Origin of the sequence: Terrimonas alba, from assembly GCF_042434975.1 — a bacterium.
In the GTDB taxonomy this organism is placed as follows: Bacteria; Bacteroidota; Bacteroidia; order Chitinophagales; family Chitinophagaceae; genus Terrimonas_B; species Terrimonas_B alba.
In genome coordinates this window covers 1-21,154 of sequence record NZ_JBHMQM010000004.1, presented here as the reverse complement: position 1 = coordinate 21,154, position 21,154 = coordinate 1, and the positions used below count along the sequence as shown (strand labels likewise).

At 41.5% G+C, this 21,154-nt stretch carries 19 protein-coding genes and 1 pseudogene; 11 read left to right on the top strand and 9 right to left on the bottom strand.

Annotation, left to right across the window (positions count from 1 at the left end):
- Positions 1-2,085: an alpha-ketoacid dehydrogenase subunit alpha/beta gene (locus tag ACFEL9_RS12020; RefSeq protein ID WP_385890124.1), complete on the bottom strand. Its 2,085-nt coding sequence runs from the start codon at positions 2,083-2,085 to the stop codon at positions 1-3.
- Positions 2,086-2,239: 154 nt separating this feature from the next.
- Between ACFEL9_RS12020 and ACFEL9_RS12015 the strand changes: the two genes are divergently transcribed.
- A complete protein-coding gene (locus ACFEL9_RS12015) occupies positions 2,240-3,277 on the top strand; it encodes a DUF4421 domain-containing protein (protein ID WP_385890121.1) in 1,038 nt (345 codons plus the stop codon).
- A gap of 91 nt (positions 3,278-3,368) precedes the next feature.
- Here ACFEL9_RS12015 and ACFEL9_RS12010 read toward each other — a convergent pair whose 3' ends face one another.
- The 3 genes from ACFEL9_RS12010 to ACFEL9_RS12000 form a co-directional block, all read right to left on the bottom strand.
- Complete coding sequence (locus ACFEL9_RS12010; RefSeq protein WP_385890119.1) at positions 3,369-4,643, bottom strand: M16 family metallopeptidase; 1,275 nt, start codon at positions 4,641-4,643, stop codon at positions 3,369-3,371.
- A gap of 17 nt (positions 4,644-4,660) precedes the next feature.
- Entirely contained in the window at positions 4,661-5,899 is a 1,239-nt protein-coding gene (locus ACFEL9_RS12005; RefSeq protein WP_385890117.1) for a M16 family metallopeptidase, read from the bottom strand.
- Positions 5,900-6,031: 132 nt separating this feature from the next.
- Positions 6,032-7,225, bottom strand: coding sequence for an aspartyl protease family protein (locus ACFEL9_RS12000; RefSeq protein ID WP_385890114.1), 1,194 nt, complete (start codon positions 7,223-7,225; stop codon positions 6,032-6,034).
- 216 nt (positions 7,226-7,441) lie between these two features.
- Here ACFEL9_RS12000 and mqnC point away from each other — a divergent pair, with 216 nt between their 5' ends.
- From mqnC to ACFEL9_RS11975, 5 genes and pseudogenes are all read left to right on the top strand, one after another.
- Entirely contained in the window at positions 7,442-8,593 is a 1,152-nt protein-coding gene (mqnC, locus tag ACFEL9_RS11995; RefSeq protein ID WP_385890112.1) for a cyclic dehypoxanthinyl futalosine synthase, read from the top strand.
- 66 nt (positions 8,594-8,659) lie between these two features.
- Positions 8,660-8,974, top strand: a complete 315-nt coding sequence (locus ACFEL9_RS11990; RefSeq protein WP_385890109.1) for a DUF3817 domain-containing protein — start codon at positions 8,660-8,662, stop codon at positions 8,972-8,974.
- A 238-nt stretch (positions 8,975-9,212) separates the two neighbouring features.
- Positions 9,213-9,650, top strand: a complete 438-nt coding sequence (locus ACFEL9_RS11985; RefSeq protein ID WP_385890107.1) for a VOC family protein — start codon at positions 9,213-9,215, stop codon at positions 9,648-9,650.
- Between the two features lie 123 nt (positions 9,651-9,773).
- Positions 9,774-10,196 (top strand): MarR family winged helix-turn-helix transcriptional regulator, encoded by a 423-nt coding sequence (locus ACFEL9_RS11980; protein WP_385890104.1) that lies wholly within the window; start codon positions 9,774-9,776, stop codon positions 10,194-10,196.
- Between the two features lie 142 nt (positions 10,197-10,338).
- Positions 10,339-10,545: pseudogene (locus tag ACFEL9_RS11975) on the top strand (GNAT family N-acetyltransferase); the annotation flags it as partial.
- Positions 10,546-10,559: 14 nt separating this feature from the next.
- Here the strand turns inward: ACFEL9_RS11975 and ACFEL9_RS11970 are convergent.
- The 3 genes from ACFEL9_RS11970 to nagA all read right to left on the bottom strand — a co-directional run bounded on the left by ACFEL9_RS11970 (position 10,560) and on the right by nagA (position 14,928).
- Positions 10,560-12,101 (bottom strand): PorV/PorQ family protein, encoded by a 1,542-nt coding sequence (locus tag ACFEL9_RS11970; protein WP_385890102.1) that lies wholly within the window; start codon positions 12,099-12,101, stop codon positions 10,560-10,562.
- Between the two features lie 11 nt (positions 12,102-12,112).
- On the bottom strand, positions 12,113-13,396 hold the full coding sequence (locus tag ACFEL9_RS11965; RefSeq protein WP_385890099.1) for a TIR domain-containing protein: 1,284 nt from the start codon (positions 13,394-13,396) through the stop codon (positions 12,113-12,115).
- Positions 13,397-13,827: 431 nt separating this feature from the next.
- Complete coding sequence (gene nagA / locus ACFEL9_RS11960) at positions 13,828-14,928, bottom strand: N-acetylglucosamine-6-phosphate deacetylase (RefSeq protein WP_385890096.1); 1,101 nt, start codon at positions 14,926-14,928, stop codon at positions 13,828-13,830.
- Between the two features lie 111 nt (positions 14,929-15,039).
- On the opposite strand from nagA, the gene ACFEL9_RS11955 reads away from it, so the two are divergent.
- Entirely contained in the window at positions 15,040-15,339 is a 300-nt protein-coding gene (locus tag ACFEL9_RS11955; RefSeq protein WP_385890094.1) for a DUF4157 domain-containing protein, read from the top strand.
- Between the two features lie 213 nt (positions 15,340-15,552).
- On the opposite strand, the gene ACFEL9_RS11950 is transcribed toward ACFEL9_RS11955, so the two are convergent.
- On the bottom strand, positions 15,553-16,278 hold the full coding sequence (locus ACFEL9_RS11950) for a response regulator transcription factor (protein WP_385890091.1): 726 nt from the start codon (positions 16,276-16,278) through the stop codon (positions 15,553-15,555).
- A 9-nt stretch (positions 16,279-16,287) separates the two neighbouring features.
- Positions 16,288-17,907 (bottom strand): sensor histidine kinase, encoded by a 1,620-nt coding sequence (locus ACFEL9_RS11945; RefSeq protein ID WP_385890088.1) that lies wholly within the window; start codon positions 17,905-17,907, stop codon positions 16,288-16,290.
- A gap of 138 nt (positions 17,908-18,045) precedes the next feature.
- On the opposite strand from ACFEL9_RS11945, the gene ACFEL9_RS11940 reads away from it, so the two are divergent.
- From ACFEL9_RS11940 to ACFEL9_RS11925, 4 genes are all read left to right on the top strand, one after another.
- A complete protein-coding gene (locus ACFEL9_RS11940; protein WP_385890085.1) occupies positions 18,046-18,834 on the top strand; it encodes a GLPGLI family protein in 789 nt (262 codons plus the stop codon).
- Positions 18,835-19,548: 714 nt separating this feature from the next.
- The gene (locus ACFEL9_RS11935) at positions 19,549-19,899 is read left to right on the top strand and encodes a hypothetical protein (RefSeq protein WP_385890082.1); all 351 of its coding nucleotides are present in this window, start codon (positions 19,549-19,551) and stop codon (positions 19,897-19,899) included.
- 2 nt (positions 19,900-19,901) lie between these two features.
- A complete protein-coding gene (locus ACFEL9_RS11930; protein WP_385890079.1) occupies positions 19,902-20,195 on the top strand; it encodes a hypothetical protein in 294 nt (97 codons plus the stop codon).
- 583 nt (positions 20,196-20,778) lie between these two features.
- Entirely contained in the window at positions 20,779-20,901 is a 123-nt protein-coding gene (locus ACFEL9_RS11925) for a hypothetical protein (RefSeq protein ID WP_385890076.1), read from the top strand.
- The last annotated feature ends 253 nt before the right edge of the window (positions 20,902-21,154 follow it).

Sequence of the window (21,154 nt, the reverse complement as noted above, 5' to 3'; positions counted from 1 at the left end):
CTAATAACTTAGAATTTTCTCAACAACTTCATCCAACCTGCTCTTCGCTAAAAAATTTTGCTCTAACTCAATGCTAAAAGGTATAGGAGTATCTAACGAAGCGCAACGCATCACCGGTGCATCCAAAAGATGAAAACAGTTTTCCGCTATCCAGGCAGCTATTTCGCCACCAATGCCACCTGTCAATGTATCTTCATGCAGGATTAATACACGTCCTGTTCTCGCCACAGATGCGTGGATAGCTGTATAGTCAAGCGGTAATAAACTACGCAAGTCAAGAATGTCTATCGAAATTTCAGGGTGTGCTGCTGCATAATCTTCGGCCCAATGTACGCCGCTGCCATAGGTAATAATGCTTAACTCATCACCATTTCTTACATGCCGGGCTTTACCAATTTCTATTTCATAATAGGCAGTTGGTACCGGCCCAGTTACACTTCGGTATAAAGCTTTGTGTTCAAAAAATAAAACCGGGTTTGGATCATTAATAGCAGCGATCAGCAATCCCTTTGCATCAATGGGTGTAGAAGGATACACCACTTTTAATCCCGGTGTATGTACAAACCAGGCTTCATTGCTTTGACTGTGAAAGGGGCCAGCTCCAACTCCGCCACCAGTCGGCATTCGTATTACCACATCTGCATTTTGTCCCCAGCGATAATGCAGCTTAGCCAGATTGTTGATGATTTGATTAAAGCCGACCGTTACAAAATCAGCAAATTGCATTTCCATCATAGCTTTATAACCTTCGAGACTCAGACCTAGCGCAGCGCCAACGATAGCGCTTTCACAAATAGGCGTATTCCTTACTCTCTCTTTTCCAAACTCAGCTACAAAACCTTCTGTAATCTTAAATGCACCACCATATTCAGCAATATCCTGGCCCATTAAAACCAGGTTAGGATGTTGCTTCATTGATTGATGCAGCCCTTCCTTAATAGCATCAATCAACCTGACCTCCTCACGACCTCCTCCCAAAGAGGAGGCCATCTGTCCACCTTCCCCGCTTTTTGTAAATTCATTATTAACTGCGGAGTTGTCGATAAGCCGGGGTTGTAATATGGGTTCTCGACCCTGGGGGGAGTTAGAGGGGGCGGCGTAAATATCTTTTAATTCTTCTTCTGTATCCACTAATATGGGAGGCGCATTAAAGCCAAGAGCTAATTCTGTTTCTATTTTCTCCTTCAGGTGGTTTTTTATATTTTCAATATCATCGGCAGAAAAAACATTTTCCTTCAAAAGATATTGTTCATAATTTTTTACCGGATCTTTTTTCTCCCACAGCTCAAAAAGATTTTGCGGAACATACTTGGTGCCACTTGCTTCTTCATGTCCCCGCATGCGGAATGTCATGGCTTCTATTAAATATGGTTTTTGATGTTTGATGCAGTATTCTCTCACACCTTTAATGGTATCATATACACCCAGCACGTTATTGCCATCTATCTGCACGCCTTCCATGCCATAACCCTTTGCCTTATCTACTAAACTGATGCAGCGGTATTGTTCAGTGGTCGGTGTGCTCAAACCATAACCATTATTCTCAATTAAAAAGATAACAGGCAAATCCCACACCGCTGCTACATTTAATGCCTCATGAAAATCGCCTTCACTGGTACCACCTTCGCCGGTAAAAGCCAGGGCGACTTTTAATGCTGAGCCTGTCGAAGCGTTGCGAAGTTTATAAGCCAGCGCCACGCCATCTGCAATCGCCAATTGAGGACCCAGATGTGAGATCATGCCACAGACATGATGCTCGCTGCTACCAAAATGAAAACTTCTTTCTCTTCCTTTACTATAGCCTTGTTGAGAACCCTGCCATTGCATGAATAATTTACTTAACGGCATATTACGGGTAGTAAATACTCCGAGGTTGCGATGCAACGGCATAATCCATTCATCCTCATTCAGCGCTAATGTAGCTCCCACCGCTATTGCTTCCTGGCCAATGCCACTAAACCATTTAGAAATTTTTCCCTGGCGCAAGAGGATCAGCATCTTTTCTTCTATCATCCGGGGATAAAGAATGCTGTGGTAGAAATGGATAAGCTGGTCGTTGGATAAGTTTTTTCTGTCAAAGGCCATACTGCGAATTTCAATGATTAAAGGATAATTACCAAAGCTCCCCGACCGTGGAGGCGTGGAAGATTTACTAAATAATGTTTCTTACCAGGGCAAAACGTAAATCCGGCATTATTTTTTGGTTATCTTACAATTCGTTTATTAACCCCTGGCAACTATGTTAAACCAACTGAAGAAACTGAGTGTAGGATTTTTATTACTGGTCGCTCAATACGCATTTGCCCAAACCGGTAGTGTCAATGCCGACGATGAATATTACACTACGTTTGAAGAACAGCTAACAACACGGCTTTATCTTGCTAAAAAATACACTTCACTTATTATGAAAGCGCCAAACGAAATACAATCGTTGCGCTATCGCCCAAACAGCTTAACTACCATGGGTATTAATGCAAGTTATAAATCCCTGTCATTAAGTTTTGGGTCAGGCTTTGGTTTTCTGAATCCTAATAAGGAAGAAAAAGGCAAGACCCGTTCATTCGACTTTCAAACACATATTTATACCCGTGATTGGGTAACGGATGTCTATGCACAATTTTATAAAGGCTATTATCTTTCACTCGGTGGCCCCGAGGGAACGGCAGATAAAAATTATTACAAACGGCCGGATATAAAAGTAAACCTGTTAGGCGCTTCAGCCTACCGTTTATTGAATGGTGAAAGATTTTCTTATCGTGCTGGTTTTTTACAAAATGAATGGCAAAAAAAATCGGCCGGCTCGGTATTGATCGGCGCCGAAATATATTATGGGACGATGAAAGGAGACAGTGCATTGGTGCCATCGCATTTAAATGCGTATTATCCGCAACAGGGAATACATCGGGTGAGACTGCTGGAATTGGGACCCGGCGCTGGTTACGCCTACACAGCCGTATGGCAGGAAAATCTTTTCCTTACCGGCAGCCTAACTATCAATGGCGATATCAGTATGGTAAAGGAAGTATCTGCGACGGGGTCTGCCAATCGCACCTCTATCAGTCCGAATGCAACACTGCGGGCCGTCGCAGGTTATAATAGTGAAGAATGGGCGGCTACCATATCATGGCTACACAACTCTACTGACGCAAAAGGCAAGTCATCTAATCATGAGTACAGCGTAAAGACAGGCGAGTTTAAAATTACACTGGCCAAACGTTTTACACCGGGCAGTAAATTGAAAAGAAGGTTAGATCCAATTGTTGAGAAAATGCCTTAAGCAGTTTGAAGTTCGATATTGGAGGTTAGCTCCTATGATGAAAATTTTTTAATTACCGATGTTAACCTCAAATCTCAAATAAATTAGAAATCTAGACCACTACCAATTCATAAAAATCTTCTGGCAGCAGATATTTATTCGCCAGTTCCTGCAACTCTTTAGCGCTGATATTTTTGATCGTATCAACAGAATGATAAAAATAATTTTCATCCAGGTTGTTCAGGATAATATTCTTCCATCGGGCAATGATATGAAAGGGTCCGTCGAGGTCGCCCAACACGGTTCCGATCAGGAAATTTTTAACCAGTAATAATTCATCGTCTTCTACCAGCTCTTCCCGCAATATTTTCATTTCCTTGTACACTTCTGTAATAGCAGCTTCACACACATCTTTGCCGGCTTCGGTACTGATCATCCATGCCGCATCGTGCAGGTGATTTTGAAAATAGCTGTGTATACCATAGGTATATCCTTTGTCTTCCCGGATATTATCCATCAGCCTTGAGCCAAAGAAGCCGCCAAACACAGTATTCAGCACCTGGGCCTTGGTGTGATCAGGGTGGTGACGATTTATAAACGGCCTTGCTATCCGAATAGAGCCCTGTACTCCCTTTGGATCATTGGAAATTCTGAATTTTTTTTCTGGCACCGGATGAATGGCAAATTGATTTTCTGTCACCGGTTGATTGGTCAGATCACCAAAATGCTCATTGAGCAATTCTTCTAAATTGTTGGGTAATCTACCAGCAACAAACATGACGAGTTTTCCCTGCTGGTAATATTTTTTATAAAAATCAATCAACTGCTCTCTTGTCAGCGCATCAAAATCTTCTTCTTTACTAAAGCGGCCATAGGGATGTTGTTCGCCATACAAATACACATCGATAAGACGCCCTGCTACAAAATCACTTTTCTTCAGGTTCACCTTTAAGCGTTGCTTCATGTTCTGTTTGGCTATGGCCAATTCTTCCCCGGGAAAAACAGAGTCGGTCAAGAGCTCTTTTACCACTGGCAATAGTTCCTGTATATGTTTTGTCAAACAATGCAACGTCACAGATGCTGTTTCGCTATGGCAGGTTCGATTCAGATAAGAACCATAATATTCAAAATGTTCATTGATCTGGAAAGCTGTTTTTTTTGATGTCCCATTTTTCAACATCAGGTTAGTAGTAGCGGCTACCAGGTTTTTATCTTCATACCAGTTGCCGGCATAATACACCCATTCTACCAGCATCACATCTTCTGCTCCTGCTTCAATGGTGTAGACATCTATATTATTCTTTAACGTAATTTTTTTATAAGGCTTTAAATGCAGGTTGAAATTTACCGCATCTACAATTTTCGGCGCAGCCGTCCTATCTATCATCGCTTGTCTTTTATAAATTAATTATTAGCCAGGTACCAGATCGTATTACTGTTTTCTTTTCTGAAAATATTGCGGCTCTCTTCCAATATGTCCTGCACGGTTACGTCGGCATATTTTTGAAGTTCTGTATTCATTAGTTCAGCATCACCCAGCAATTCGTAATAAGCAAGACTATTCGCCCGGTTCATAACGCTCATGTCTTCAAAAGCGATCATGCTTTCCGTTTTATTTTTTACCTTTTGCAATTCTGCCTGTGTTACGGGATTTTGTTTCAGCTCTTCCAAAACATCTTCCACAGCCTTTTCCGCATCTTCTATTTTTACGCCTTTCACCAGCTTTCCTTCAATGGCCAGCACGCCGGCATCCGTACTGCCGAAATGATGACACTCGATATTACTGAAGAGTTGTTTTTCTTTTACCAACGCCTGGTATAATCGTGATGAACCACCCCCACTTAAAATTTCTGACAGCAAATCGGCGATATAATATCTCTTGTCGAGCCTTGGGTATATATGCCAACATTTATAAAAAGCATCCAATGGCACATCTGCTTTTATAGTCTGCCTTCTTTCTTCATTCTGTACAGGTTCCGGCAAAATGTTTCTTTCATATTTTTCACCGGCAGGTATATCGCCAAACCATTTTTCTGCCAGCTCTTTCACTTTTTCTACCGTCACGTTGCCCGCTACAACCAGGATTGCATTCACAGGCCGGTAATGTTTAAAGAAAAATTTCTTTACATCATCGAGCTGCGCTGTTTCGATGTGTGAGAGTTCCTTACCGATGGTCATCCAGCGATAGGGGTGTGTTTTATAAGCCAGTTCCCGCATCTTGTGCCAGGCATCTCCGTAAGGCTTGTTGAGATAATGTTCCTTAAATTCTTCCACCACTACTTTACGCTGCACTTCGAGACTTTTTTCGCCAAAAGCAAGGGATAACATCCTGTCACTCTCTAACCAAAAACCCGTCTCAATATTCTCCGCGGGGATTTGTAAATAATAATTGGTAAGATCGTTCGTAGTATATGCATTGTTTTCCCCGCCGGCCATTTGCAGCGGCTCATCATAGTTTTCAATATTGACGGAACCTCCAAACATCAAATGCTCAAATAAGTGGGCAAATCCTGTGCGATTCGGATCCTCATCTCTTGCACCAACATCATACATGATATTCATCACGGCCATAGGGGTTGACTCATCACGATGAACGATGACACGCAATCCGTTGGCCAAGGTAAATTTTTCAAATTGAATCATAGCTTGATAACAGCGGGTAAAAAAGAAAGTTTAAACCTGTAAAATACAAGGTCTCAAAAGTATTAAACTCAGCGGATAAATAATTGAATAGTTTGTGGGCTAAATGGAGGCCAACCAGGACCGATGTTGTAATTAAAATATACTTTTCACCTTCATTTCGGTTTGAATCAATTCTTCGCCGCGGCGCAGGATGAGCTTGACTTTCGTATTTGGTGCAAGCAGCGCAGTTTTATATCTGCTAAAATTTTGAGACATGTCATTATTCACTGAAATAACGATATCGCCCTGTTTAATACCGGCCAGCTCAGCCGGAGAGCCTTTAGCCACGCTGCCCATTTCTATCCGACCATCAATATAATACAGTTCAATGCCGGAATAAGAGTAGTCAAAAGGATCACGGAAATGTGAATTCGGGATCAAATGAATATCTCTTTTGGGGTAATTGAAAATCACATTAAAGCGTCGCAGCAAATCATTGCCGATCAAACCAGCGAGGTATGGATAAGAAGTGACATTAAAAGCATCATCAAAAATATAGGTGGGCACATTCCGAAACCTGTAAGGCCCCAACTTAAATTCTTTCACGATCGTCAGGTTCATGCTTACTTTCCCACCTATCCCTTCCCCATCTTTGGGCCATAGTTTTCTTTTTTTTTGTAATAATGCGCTGTCGTTTACAAAATCTTCGGAAAGCATTAAACAAACACCGGCGCCAATATCATGCAGGAAGCGGGCCTGGAAAGTCCCCTCGTCTTTGATCCTTCCAAATTGTACGGGTAGCGTACTGATGATTGGCTTGAAAAGGAAACCACCGCGTGGATATTTAATGGTGCCTTTGCTACAGATACCTATTTTAAGACTATCATAATTAATTTTTATAATATAACGACTCAATAATGAATACCCGATAATGCCGTCGATCTGTTCACCATATACACTGGTAAGCACAGAATAATCATTGACATGAAAATTTAAACTGTCGACGGTAAGATTCGGAAATTTAAGTTTGCGATTATATAAAAAGCCCACCTTTTTTATGCCGGCTATTCCCCTGATGGTACGGTCAGATGCTTCAGGGGTTAGCTTAAAATAGGCCACTGTTGTTGAGTCGAGTGAGATGCCGCTACTCCCGCTATCCAAAATAAAATTAAGCGTATCGGGAAAATCATCCAGTTGAGCTTGTAATATCACCACACCTCCGGTCAGCTGCGTAAATGGAATGGTAGTTAGTGTCCTGGAAGTCGGCTCTATAAACTCCTCCTGGGCACCGGCAAATGATACGGACAGCAGCAGCACGATAAATAACTTTAGTTTTCTCCTTTTCATATGGCGATATCGGCAATTTCGACTGTAATCAATGTTTTGTAAAACAAGCAGAATGGGTAAAATGACGTAAAGCCGCTCATGTTCCAATAAATTTAGTTGTTTGGGCTGCTAAAACAAAACCGTTCATCTTATTTCTTGTTATAGCATTGTATTTTTGCAGGCCGGTTCACGTGAAAGATAAACACCGGTATATTTCCCAGGCAGCGTGTAAAAAAAATGAAAATGGAATTACCTGATCTGTTGACCCGTGCATCGAAGTTTGAGTTTCTATCTGTAGAGGAAGGTGTTTATCTCTATCATCATGCACCACTTACCGATCTGATGTTTGTAGCGGATGAGCTACGAAAAAAACAGGTGCCGCATGGTAAGGTGACCTGGCAGATCGACCGCAATGTAAATACGACCAATGTATGTATTGCCAACTGCAAGTTTTGTAATTTTTTTCGCATTCCCGGGCATGCTGAAGCCTATATCACAGAAATGCCTGTTTACCGAAAAAAGATTGAAGAAACACTAAGGTATGGCGGTGACCAGTTATTGTTGCAGGGAGGTCACCATCCTGAACTTGGACTCCAATTTTACGTTGATACGTTTCGCCAGATAAAAAATGAATTTCCTACCATCAAGTTGCATGCCCTCGGACCACCGGAAGTAGCACATATTACCAAGCTGGAAAAAAGTACGCATAAAGAAGTGCTGACGGCATTGAAGGAAGCTGGCATGGATTCATTACCGGGAGCCGGTGCTGAAATATTGATAGACCGGGTGCGCCGTCTTATCTCTAAAGGAAAATGTGGCGCACAGGAGTGGCTGGATATAATGCATGAAGCACATAAACTCAATATCACTACTTCTGCTACGATGATGTTTGGCCATGTGGAAACGATCGAAGAACGTTTTGAACACCTGGTTAAGATTAGAGAGGTGCAAGAGATGGCAAAGGAAGGCGGCAAAAGCCTGCCTGCCGGCAGGCAGGGTTTTCTTGCCTTCATTCCCTGGACCTTCCAGGATGTCGATACCCTGTTGGCAAAGATCCGGGGCGTACACAATCTCACAACCACTGATGAATATATCCGCATGATCGCTTTAAGCCGCATCATGCTGCCCAATATTAAAAATATACAGGCATCGTGGCTGACAGTGGGCAAGCAAACAGCGCAGGTATGCCTGCATAGTGGCGCCAACGATTTTGGTTCAATCATGATTGAAGAAAATGTGGTGAGTGCGGCGGGTGCCCCGCATCGTTTTACTTATAAAACCATACAGCAGGCTATTCGTGATGCCGGCTTTGAGCCACAATTGCGCAACCAGCAATACGAGTGGCGGGAAATTCCGGAAACGATTGAGGAGCAGGTGGTGAATTATTGACCCCAACCCCTAAAGGGGCTTAAGAGTCTTATAATTGACGTATCAATACTTATACAAAGAGTACTCATGAAAAAAACATATAGCTGGTTTAGAAAAATCGCTTTCGCAGAAGGTGTTTCTTTTTTAGTTCTTTTACTGATTGCGATGCCTTTGAAATACATGGCTAATATGCCGATGGCTGTTACCATTGTTGGTGGAGTACACGGCCTATTATTTATCGCATTCATGATTATGGCCTGGGAAGTAAAAAGAGAATATAAAAGAGACTGGGCGTGGTTGATTAAATCATTCGTCGCATCCATTCTACCTTTCGGCACTTTTGTGATGGATCACAAGCAATGGAAAAAGGAAGAAGCCATCGCCGAAGGAACCGTCGCCTGAGGGGTGATAGTTCGACTGGGAGATTTCAAGTTAATCCATAAAAGAGTTAAGCAATGCCGGGAATTGGTCTCCCGGCATTGTCGTTTTTAACCCTCTAAAATGTCGCCATTACCATCTTTGTCACAACGCGTTACCGGGTAAATTTGATCAGCGGAATGACCGATGAAACAAACGGTTTATTATTCCTCATTATAAACCTTAATTTGAACTAAATTCTTTAACTACTAAAAATGATTGTATGGCAAAAATGAATCCTTATCTCAATTTTGATGGCACTGCAGAAGCCGCATTTAATTTTTATAAGTCTGTATTTGGCACTGAGTTCCTTGGTGGGATACACCGCATGGGTGATGCACCGGGCTGCGGTGACCTGCCGGCTGAAGAAAAAAATCGCGTCATGCATGTGTCTTTACCGATCAACGACAGTGGCGACATCTTGATGGCTTCTGATATCATTCCCTCTATGGGTCATAAATTGAATGTTGGCAACAATGTATATGTATCACTTCACCCGGTCAGCAAAGAAGAAGCTGACAAACTTTTCAATGCTTTATCAGCCGGCGGCGAAGTAGAGATGCCAATGGCCGATATGTTTTGGGGTGATTATTTCGGCAGCTTTACCGACAAGTTTGGTATCAAATGGATGATCAACTATAGCAAAAACCAGGGAAACTAACTATCACTGAAAGGAAAAGCAAAAGTCTTGTGAAGGAGCCGCGACACCGGCTCTTTTTTATTTATGAAGCAGGTTACCGTCTGATTTAAAAAATATACATTACGGCATTAAATGACAGCAACAATGCAACCGCAGAAATTACCTATTGGGTATTGGATCAAACAAGCTGATAATCTTTTGACAGCGGGAATAGATGCCATTCACTCCAATGCCGGCATTACACGTACCGGCTGGCAGGTGTTAAACAGTATTCACGAAAATGGTTCACTTCAAAAGGCTGCTTTATTTAGTCTTTTAAGCCCGTTTGCAAATGAGGAAAGCCTTGAACAGATTTTATTGAAGCTTACCAATGACAACCTGATTGAAGTAAAGGACGATATCCTGTTTTTAACCTCCGGAGGAAAAAAATTGCACCAGGAGTGTTTTGAACAACAAAAAGCTTTTCGGCAAAAAGCCATTTCCGGCATTACCGAAATGGACTACCAGGTTACAGTTCTGACCCTGCAACGAATAGTAGAGAATCTTAAAGTACAACAGCCTGGCTAATTATGAAAGGTTTCAACACTTCGACATTTAAGATCCGAGGATGATAATGAGATCACCCATAGCTGATCGGCACCATTTGCTTCTGGAACATTGCTAAAAGAAATAAAAAGGCCGAAATAGGTTATGTGATGCATCCGACTTCCAGGGTAAGGGACTTATGCGGGAAGCAATCAGCAAAGTGATACTATATGGATTTGAACAAATGAAACTTCACATCATAGAAGCCATTCTTGATCCCGAAAATAGCCGGTCGGTAAAATTGCTTGAAAAAAACAATTTTGTTTATAACAGGCTGAAAGAAGAGGTAGCCATCTATGTATTGAAAAATCCTTTGTCGAAGAAGGGGTGAAAAAATTCTACTTCCTAAAAACTAAAAGCAAAGCCTCCATACAATCTTCCGTTCAATACTCCTGATTTGCCTTTTCTTTTTTCATTTATCAAAAAATCGTTGTCATCAATATAAGCAAGGCGGAAATGTTTAAGCCGGATGGCAAATGAATAACTCAATTGCTTCACTGCGATGCCGGCGGAAATCAGGGCATCATTAAAAGGAACATAGTTGACACCAAAAGCCGCATCATAAAAATCATCTTCGGTAAATAAAAGATCGGCTCCGAAGTTGAACCGCTGCCATTTATAGCAAAGCCCGAGACCAAAAGAACGTTGATTTTGAAAAAAAATATTTTCCTGGCCCGGTACAAATGCATCAGCATATAATTTTGTTCCTGCAAGGTTCATGGCGTTTAGGCCAACCTGGAGCTGTTTGGAGACCTTGTAACTTACCGAAACGTCTACATCAAAACGCTGTTTCTTAACCGAGTTAAAAGTAAAAGTATTTGAAGTTATACCGTCCTGATCTTGTTGGATGTTTATTGTGTTTGGAATATTAAAATCCTGCCAGATTGATTTTGCGGACAGACCTACACTAAGTTGATTGTTTATCTTGTAGGCCGGGCTTATATAAACGGCATACTCCTTCAATTTCATAGTAAGAGAATCTACGAATTTGGGAACCTCTGTAGGGTCAGTAGGATCACTTTTAAAATCGCCATCCCGAAACTCATCCTGCCGTGTATAAATTCCACCAACTCCCAGGTAAACTTTGTCAGTAATTTTAAAAAATCCATTCAGCTTTCCATTATTCTTCACATTGGTCAAAAAATTAATATTGAGCTGTTTTTTACTGTTGACCAATGCCGATGGATTCCAAAATACAGACTCTGATAAATCACGTGCGGGAGAAAAATTAAATCCTGTTGATGCTGTATGCGTTAATGGAGAGGCAAACAAAAATTGACCATAGCTTATCTGTCCTTCTCTTAACTCCACGGCCTGAAAGATACCTGTTGCGGGAGGTACAGGCACAAGGACAGTTGTAAGCGTAGTCAGCAAATTCAACAAGGCTGGTGTTCCCGCCACAGCCGTTGCATTTCCTAACTCACTCAACTTTACATCCGGCTGCTTCATTACCACATTCAAAACACTGTCTGCTTTAAATGAAGACAACTCCACTTCTTTGCAATTTTTTTCTACCATCCATTTTTTGATAGTCACGTAAGATTTACTGTCATCCCTGTTTTGCCGGTCCTGGTCCTCGGAAATAAACACTCTTTTTACCATGTCCTTACAATTACTGCAACGGGAAATAATATTTATGTTTACCTGTTTGTCCTGCAGCTTTTGCAGATCTGTTTTCGTATTAAACTCAAAATAGCCCGAAGGACTCGAGGCCGTAATGGCCGACCGGGAAGGCATAAAGGTGGGGACAACAACAATGTTTTCCGCACCCTTGGTAGAATTAGGAGTTTGATTGATGCACCTGATCCTTCCCTTTATAATCAGGTCCTGGCAGACAGCAGCATCATACAATAATAACAGCAAGACAGTGTAAATAAAATTTTTCATGATAAGATTATTTAATGGTTTATCGGATTCAATACAAAATCAACATCCCTGATCTCTGGCGAATTGATGCGGATGGCTCTCGTTTTATCTTCAAACCCTTCATGGGTAGTAGTGATCGTTATCTCATCGCCGAGAGTATATTCTTCCAGCCGGAGCGTATAAGTTCCATTGGAAATAGAATGCGCTACATATCTCGTTCCATCAACGTTAATCTCCACATCACTGATGGGTGTTTCATTGGCTCTTTTCACCTGCCCGGAAATAAATACCACCGCCGTAAGTGGTAAGGTCAGCTCAATAACACCGGATCGATTCATGACCGTATCAAACTGCCTGGTAGCATAGCCCGGACTGGATACTTCGATTTTTATCTTACTCTCCGACGCTCCGGCGGGAATGCCGGTAAATAATGCCTGTCCCATTTTATCGATTGATTGATTGCGGATATATTCTTTCAGGTAAACTTTTACATCGCCTTGCATGACAGGATTTTTATTTTTATCAAAAACCCTGATGGTTATTGTTTTCACAGCTTCACGATGAGGAAGATAAAAGCCACCAAAAACGGTGAGCACTACTCCTACAATAGGGCCGGCAAGTTTAAACTTTGTATTGAATTGTTCACCTCTCAATGTTGCATACGAGTTCATCACACCAAAAATGACCGCACTGGCAGCTATTCCAAAAATGATTAAAATGAGATAAAAAACCCGTTGATCTGCCTGGTCATTTACCTTGCCCTGTATAAAGTTTAAATAATAGTAAATGGCGAATAAGGAAACAATAAACCCGATAACGGCAATCGCAATATATCCCCTAGCGGCAGAGGGATTGATCAGCTTTTCGTTTAACTTCCATTCACTGGCTTTTGGTTTATCTCCGGAAACTCCCTTTTTTGTTTTATTCTTTTGAATGGTTTGTTCAATAGAGTTAAATAACAAGGGCAACTCATGATGGTCCAACTCGCCTTTCCAATCCATCAGCAATGCGGCTTCCGTTCGTTTGAATGCAAGCGGGAGGGGAACATTTTCTAGTAAAATCGGGACCAGCTTACCAGCTTGCAGGGCTTCGTTTGCTTCATTCTTTACCCATTCCGATGCCACGGATCGTTTGGTCCAGATGACAATAACACAAAACGCAGCCGTCAGTTCCTCTTCGATCACCGTATCAAATGGCCGGCCATGAGGTATGTCACGGTCCCACCAAACGCTCCAGCCATGCCGCTCCAGCAGCTCTGCAATTAGTTTTACATTGGTTTTATCCTCACTCGAATAGCTAATAAATATATCAGCCATAGCGATATTTTTTCAACGGCTATTGATCAACAACAAAACCGGTAGCTGAAAATTTGCGTTGCCATCCAAATCATCGTGTCATTTATACAACCGGGATGTTGTTATATATGCTACTATTGCTGGCGAGCCATGGTGGTGGGTAGGGAGGCATATTGAAATTACAACATTAATTTCAATACTTAATACCACTAACCGTCTATTAGCGGATTACCTATGAATGATCAACGGCATAAAATTCTGAACGGTCTTGCTTCAATAACCGGATCGGCCAGGTCAACAGAACTTCTTCACATATCAATCGTATTACAGTTTCAATACGATCCGCATCCTATTTAGTCGGCTTAATTAAGGGTTGGGTAAACTTCAGTCACAAAAAAGCCTCGTTTATAAAAGTATTCATCAGCATTCCTGGTCATTATTTACCAAAATCATCAATCTATTAATTGAACCACATCATTCTCCTCATTTAATAAAACCATTTTAGCCCGGTAGCCTTTTCCAATCTTTCCTAATTCTTTATCCAGTCCCATCACTTTCGCCGGGTAGAGACTACACATTTTGAGAGCTTCGCTCAGCTCTATGCCTGCATAAGTCACTAAATTTTGTATGGCCTTTCCCATCGTCAAAGCCGAACCACTTAGTATTCCACCCGCTTCATACTTATCACCAGCCAGGGAATGCTGGTACCCACCTTTGTCCGTCGTCGTTACGGCATCTGTTATTACAAATAGTCTTTCCCTCATCACTTCTTTAGCAATGCGGACGGCTGCATAATCAACATGGTGACCATCGGGTATAATGCTGGCCATTACTTTTTCATGATCCATGGCTGCGCCTACCAATCCCGGCGACCGGTGTTGCAAAGGGCTCATAGCATTGTATAAATGTGTGACGGTTGTAATACCGTTTTCAAAACTATGAATAGCCTGCTCATAACTGGCATTGCTATGTCCCGCTGAAATAACAATGTTGTACGAAAGGATCAAATCGATCACTTGCCGGCTACAGACTTCTGGCGCCAGGGTAATCATTTTTATCACCCCTTTTCCATATTCCAGCAAATCCTTCACCTGTTGTACAGCAGGTGAATGAATCAGTGACTCAATGTGTGCCCCTCTTTTTACCGGGTTGATCCAGGGCCCCTCGAGATGAATACCTAATACTCCCTCTCCACCCTGGTTCCAATAATCCCGGATTGCATCGATAGACTGGTGAAAGACCTCGTAGGTATTGGTAGCAACAGTTGGCAGGCAATAAACCGCTCCGCCCTTACGGCAATACTCATTTAGTTTAAAAAGGGAGTCAGCTTCCGGGTATACAGCCAGCAATTTTTCATAAGCGCCATAAATCTGCAAATCAATAAAAGCCGGAACAAGCGAGCCACTAAACTGTTCAATTTTTATAGAATCGGGCAATGATGAAACGGGCTCTACAGCGGTTATCCTGTCTCTTTCGATTAGTATCGCATGGTCACGAAGCCATAGCTCACCGTTAAAAATTTGTGTTGCCGAAACTGCTTTTGTTATGGCCATGCCTGCCCGATTTTTTGGATTACAAAAGTAGAATAGTCCGGTGCAAAAAAATCAGGCGGCAACCATTGTTGACTATAATGCATCTTCCTAAGTGCAAAACCTTTCATTCGAATGTTGATGACAGCTTACCGTATTAAAGAAAAATCATTTATCGCCAGGTTGGCTGCGTTAAAACTGGGCAGCAAAAAGGTCGCTATTGTGATCGGCAAGACTATTCACTTGCATAACACTTGCCGGGAGGAATTTTTGGAGAACAAAAATTGGCTGCTGCACGAGCTAAAACATATTGAGCAGTTTCAACGCTACGGGTTCATCCGTTTTATTTTTCTTTACACCTGGGAAAGTATTCGTAAAGGCTACATGAATAATAAATACGAGATAGAAGCGAGGGAAGCGGAGGCCCCATCCTGACCTTCCCCCCTTAGGGCAATATCATTAAGTTAAGGATAAGGTAATAAGGTTATTGATGCTGGGTGGCCATTTCTACTAAGGTTTTTTAGCGCATGAACTAACCTTAGTAGAAAATACTATTAATGAGCAACCACCTTATTACCTTATTTATTAGGAACAGAATAAAATAACTTGCTTATACTTCTCTGTCACTTCAGCTATCAGGGTCTGTGCTTAGCAAGCCTCTCCGCCGGCTGGCGGAGGAGGTTTGGAGGGGGCCACAAACCGATAGCCAATTCCCTTAATCGTGATAATCTCCAATGAAGGATCTTCTTTTAAATAGCTTCTGAGTTTGGTGATGTAAACATCCAAATTGCGTGAGTTGAAAAACGAATCATTTCCCCAAAGCAAATTCAGGATGTCTTTGCGGTCAATGATCTTGTCGCGGTTTTCGTATAACAATTTCAATAATTCATTTTCGCGGTATGACAATTTGCGGTCTTCTTTTCCATTGCTGAGTAGCTGGCGGTTAAGCTGAAAGTTATACCGGCCTATCATCACTGAGTCTCCCGTGATTTTTTGATTGGGTGTTGCTTTATGTCGCAGTGCATGTTGTATGCGGACAATCAACTCTTCCATGCTAAAAGGTTTACGGATATAATCATTGGCGCCCAGTGTAAAGCCTTTTACTACATCTTCGGTTTGGGTTTTTGCCGTTAAAAAAATGATCGGCACTTCTTCATTCAATTCCCTTATTTCATCGGCTATGGCAAAACCATCTTTATTGGGCAACATTATATCCAGCACACAGACATCCGGTACAGCTTTTTTAAATGCTGCTGTCGCTTTGGCGCCATCGCTTTCCATCACCACTTCAAAGCCACGGCTTTCCAGGCTTTCCTTTACTATTTTCCCAAGGAACAGCTCGTCTTCAACGTAGAAAATTTTTGTTGTCGCCATTTATATTTTTTATGCGTTACCTGTTTTCGGTAGTTGGATGGTGAACGTGCTGCCCAGGCCTTCATGGCTGCTCACACTAATTGAACCATGGTGACGCTGAATCACTTTTGCCACATAGCTTAATCCCAAACCATGCCCTTTTGCATTGTGTGTATCACCTGTCGGCACCCTGAAAAATTTTTCAAATATTTTCTCCCGGTATTCGGCCGGGATACCGATACCATTGTCTGTTACTTTTAACTCAATCGTATTTTCCTGTTCTTTGATATCGACCTGTATGGCAGTATTACCCTTACTATATTTTAGGGCGTTGTCCAGCAGGTTAAATACAACACTTAGTAAATGTGTGCGATCGCCTTTGATAAGCAGGTTGCCTTCGGTACTCACAACGATGCTGGCATTGTATTTCTCCAACTGCAATCTTAAGGATGCCACCACTTCATTTACCACTTCTTCCAGGTCAAACCATTCATACTTTAACTCCATCTCCTTGTTTTCGAACATGGAAAGTTTTAATACTTTGTCGACCAACAGGCCCAGCCGTTGCAATTCGTTTTGTGAAATGTCGAGGTATTCCTTGGTTTTATTAGGATCCTGCATGGCATTAAAATTCTTTAACGCTTCAATGGCCACGCCAACGGTTGCAATAGGGGTTTTTAATTCATGGGTAATGTTACTGATCAAATCATTTTTTAATTGGGCCAGCCTGTGTTGACGCAAAAGACTCCGGTATAATAGAATAAAAGAAGCAACGGTCAGACCTACCAGGAACACAGAGAAAAGAATGGGTAACGATATTTTTTTGAGCAAAAAAGAAAAAGCATTCCCCAGCTGAATTTTGTACCCTGCGAAACTATCACCAGGTGGAGCCTTTCTAAAAAAATCTTCTTCTAAAGGAAACGCCTCGGGTCGATACGAAATGGTGAATGGAACAGCCAGGTTTTGCTCCTGCAGTTTTTTGCCGAAAACTGAACTGATTTTTTCTACGGGTATCGAGTCATTAAACAGCGAGTCAATCCTGATCCTGAAATTATCCCCGTCACCTGTAGTAAAATAAATAGTGCTGGGTCCGGATCTGCTTTTACCAATGCTGTCCTTTGCTACTGTACCTGCTACGCTAATTTCACGCACCTCATCTTTTTTTGCCGGGTTTTGAGGCAGTGATGGCTGATCCGTTACGACGATCATTTTATCAATTGTCCGGGGTTGCAATGAATCAAATATGACTCCGGGTTGTCCAGGGCTATCCTTCTTCCGAAATGCTGCGTCTTTATTTAGTGAAATAAAAACACCCCTTTTCCCTTTCGATGAATCCCGTGACAGCTGCTTATTGAGAATATTCAAAACCCGTGCGGTGCGGGGCGGATTGCGTAAAGCGACCTCATCACCATCCAGTGATCGTTTCCTGAAACTCGTTTTGATTGAACTATCCTTCAGTACGTCTCTTAATTTATTTTGCAAAACAGAATCCTGCATATCCCGGACCATTTCACGGAAAAGTGACTGCACTCTTATCTCGACCGACTTTTTTTCACGATTATAATTATCCTTCAGCCAGTACACCTGGAAGCCGGTTATCACCAGGATAACCGCACCCATCAAGATTGCCAGCCAACGAAGTCTGTTCATACCATTTAATTGCCTTACAAATGTAATTGAATGCAGGCCGCATTTTAAGTCGCATTAACCTTTATTAACCTTTATGCAAGGCTGGTTAACCGATTGTGTTTTTCCCGTATAGTAGCTTCGGTTTAAAATCAACTACAAATGAACAAGATAGTTTTTTGTGTACTGGCTATGTTTTCCCTGGTTAAGCTACAGGCACAGCAAAAAGAAGGTAAAGTAATATACCAGCGAACCGTCCAAATGCAAATTAGAATTGCAGATAACGCCGGCCCCGAACGGGAAATGCCCAGGACCAGGACCGATAAGTTTGAAATGGATTTTGCCAATGGCCAGATGATCATCCGGCAAATGGACGATGAAATGCCCGAGGAAAACCCGGGAGGTGGAGGAATGATGATTCGCAGTTTTGGCGGCGCCGATGATGTGACATTCTGTGATCTTGAAAAATCAAAAAAAGTGGAGCTCCGTGAATTCTTTGATAAAAAGTTTTTGATCACCGATAGCATTCGCCGGGGTAATTGGAAACTAACCGACGAAACAAAAACCATCCTGACCCATCTCTGCCGCAAAGCCACTTCACAACGCATCGGCAAAAGAATGATGATGTCGATGGACAATGGAAAAATGGTACGAAAGGAAGTTGATGACACCTCCACCATTGTCGCCTGGTTTACTACCGATATCCCGGTTTCTGTTGGCCCCGAAGTGCAGGGACAATTGCCGGGTCTTATTCTAAGCCTCGAAACCAACAACGGAAGATCTGTCTACACCGCAGTGGAAATTTCTCCGAAAGCAGCTATTGCTGCCATCAAAGAACCAACCAAAGGAAAAAAAGTAACTCCGGATGAGTTTGCCAAAGAAAGAAATAAGATGATGGATGAAATGCAAAAAAACAACCCGGGCGGAAATATTAGAATGCGGATGAATTGATGATAGCAAACATTTAAAGAAAGGGTGTCGGGAAGCTGATACCCTTTTTTCATGCATCCAGGCAACAGGGGATTACTTCGGAGGAAATGACAATGGGTCATAACGATATTAAAACGACTCTGCACTATCTTCATACTAGTTTTAAGTACCTACTAAAAATTATAAGTCCGCTGGATAATTTACTATTGTGGTGAGTTGTATTTGCGCTACTTTTATGAATAGCGTTTTTTTAGCTAAGTAGCTTGAAAAGAAGTAATTGAAAAAATTGTGCATCGATATTAGTAGCGTATTTTAGCAGAAATACACACGTTCGACCGCAATGCCTTGCACAAGGAAAAATCCCTTCGTCCGCTTTGCGGACTCCCGGTCTTTTTCTCCTAAGCTATTGCGGTCGAACGATCGGGATTTACTTGTAAATTTATCGGGCGGTGAACTTTGTGCAAGCCACCTGCGGTGAACATGAGGATTTACAAAATGCCCCGATAAATTTCCACGTACCCACAGATTCTCGCAGCTGCTTCGCTGAAAGCCTCTGGCTTTCGCTCCCGCATCTGCTCCATCCGTGGGCACTTCGTAAATCCCGATCGTTGGCTGTAATGCCTATCAAGTTTGGTTTTTCATAGGAGCGACTGACAGGGGAATAGACATTAACGGTTGGACACATTCATTACGGTTGACACATAACGCAGGACATAAACTTTAAAATATTTGACAATGGCTTTCCCTGACAAAATACTTAAAGAAGAAAAACTAAATGAACTTTCGTTTTTAGACTGTGTAAAGTGGTTGAGGGATACTTCTGAACGTCTTTCGTATTATAAAGGTTCAAATAACGAATATTGGGAAGCAAGAGAAATAATTCAATACCTAATAAAAAGGTATTGTAAAGAGTATGGCTTCACTTCTGACAACTACAAGGAAAATGAAATTGGTGGACTATTATTTAGTACAAATTTTGAATTGGATGATTATAATAAATACGACAAGGCGCAAACTATTGCCGAATTTAAAGCAGACATGGAAGAAAATACCAGTAGGCTTATTTACCAAATAGAAAACAAATAACAATGACCAGAAAAGAAAGGGTAAAAGCTGTTTATGATTTTATAAACCAGCACGGCGATAACGAAAGGAACTTTGATAAGTTGTATTCTAAACTATTGGAAGAATTTAATTTGGAAACGGAGTTTAACCCAGATACGAGAACTAACCATTATTTAAATAACTTACGACAAACACGAGATAAGCAGGCGGATACCTATATGCACTATAAACAAAAAAGGCCAGTTAAAGGTGCGCCATCCGAATTTAAAGAATTTGTAAGCCACTTTAGGCAGGATACGACATGGGCTGCTGTTTAAATAAATAGCCAACCCTTCCATTTAAGATCAAAAAATCAAAATGTTCTTGCGTGTTGACAATATACCTTTCGGCGACACTAACCCTATTATCTTTCTGCCAGTAATATAGTGAGTACATATTAGCAGCTTCTATTAACAGCACAACCATATCAACTTTAGGGAATTTTATTTCATACTTGCCATACCCCTTTTTACCATCACAAAGAACAAACCCATATTTACAAACATCTATAACAGGCTTGTCGGACGACACCTCTGCATTGTGGGACGATATTTTCTTGTCATCGTGAGACAAAAGGCACTAACAGTCAACATTGAATTTGCCTTCAAGACTGGATGAGCTAATAATGCCCACCTTCATATATTCTGTGTGTAAAAATTCCTTGAATTGAAGATTTATGTATAATAAAAATCAGTAATTTAGGGTAAGAATCCGGCCTTTTTTGGAAAACCATATCAGTTGACGGCATTTAAACCAAAAGATCGGGTTTGATTGTCGTTTTTTTATTTGTAGCTCTTTTTGATTTAATTAGGGATGTTGTCCCCTAAAGTAGTTGGCTGTTAAAACAGTTGACATAAACCTATGGAAACCATAGACAACAAACCCACCAAGTTAAAGAAGCTGGTGGGTATTATTTTACAAATCTGCAAGATCATTGCTGGTCTTGCGTCGGCAATTAAGGCTATTCAGAGCCTCTTCTTTTAATTGCACCAAATAAAAACGTGGCTGGCGAGCCTTTTGTTTTTCCCTCCTGATTCGGACAGGAGGTTTTTTATGCCCTAAATGTAGCTAAAAATCGAATATACGAACAAGTAAATATACTACGTTATTTTACGTGCAAAAACTACTCCAAATTTAGGCACATACAGCCAACAGTGGGTCCTATGTATAGGCCTTCAGAGAAGGATCATATCGTCAACACTTATTTCTTTTGAAAGCAATCCCGAATGCTTTCGGG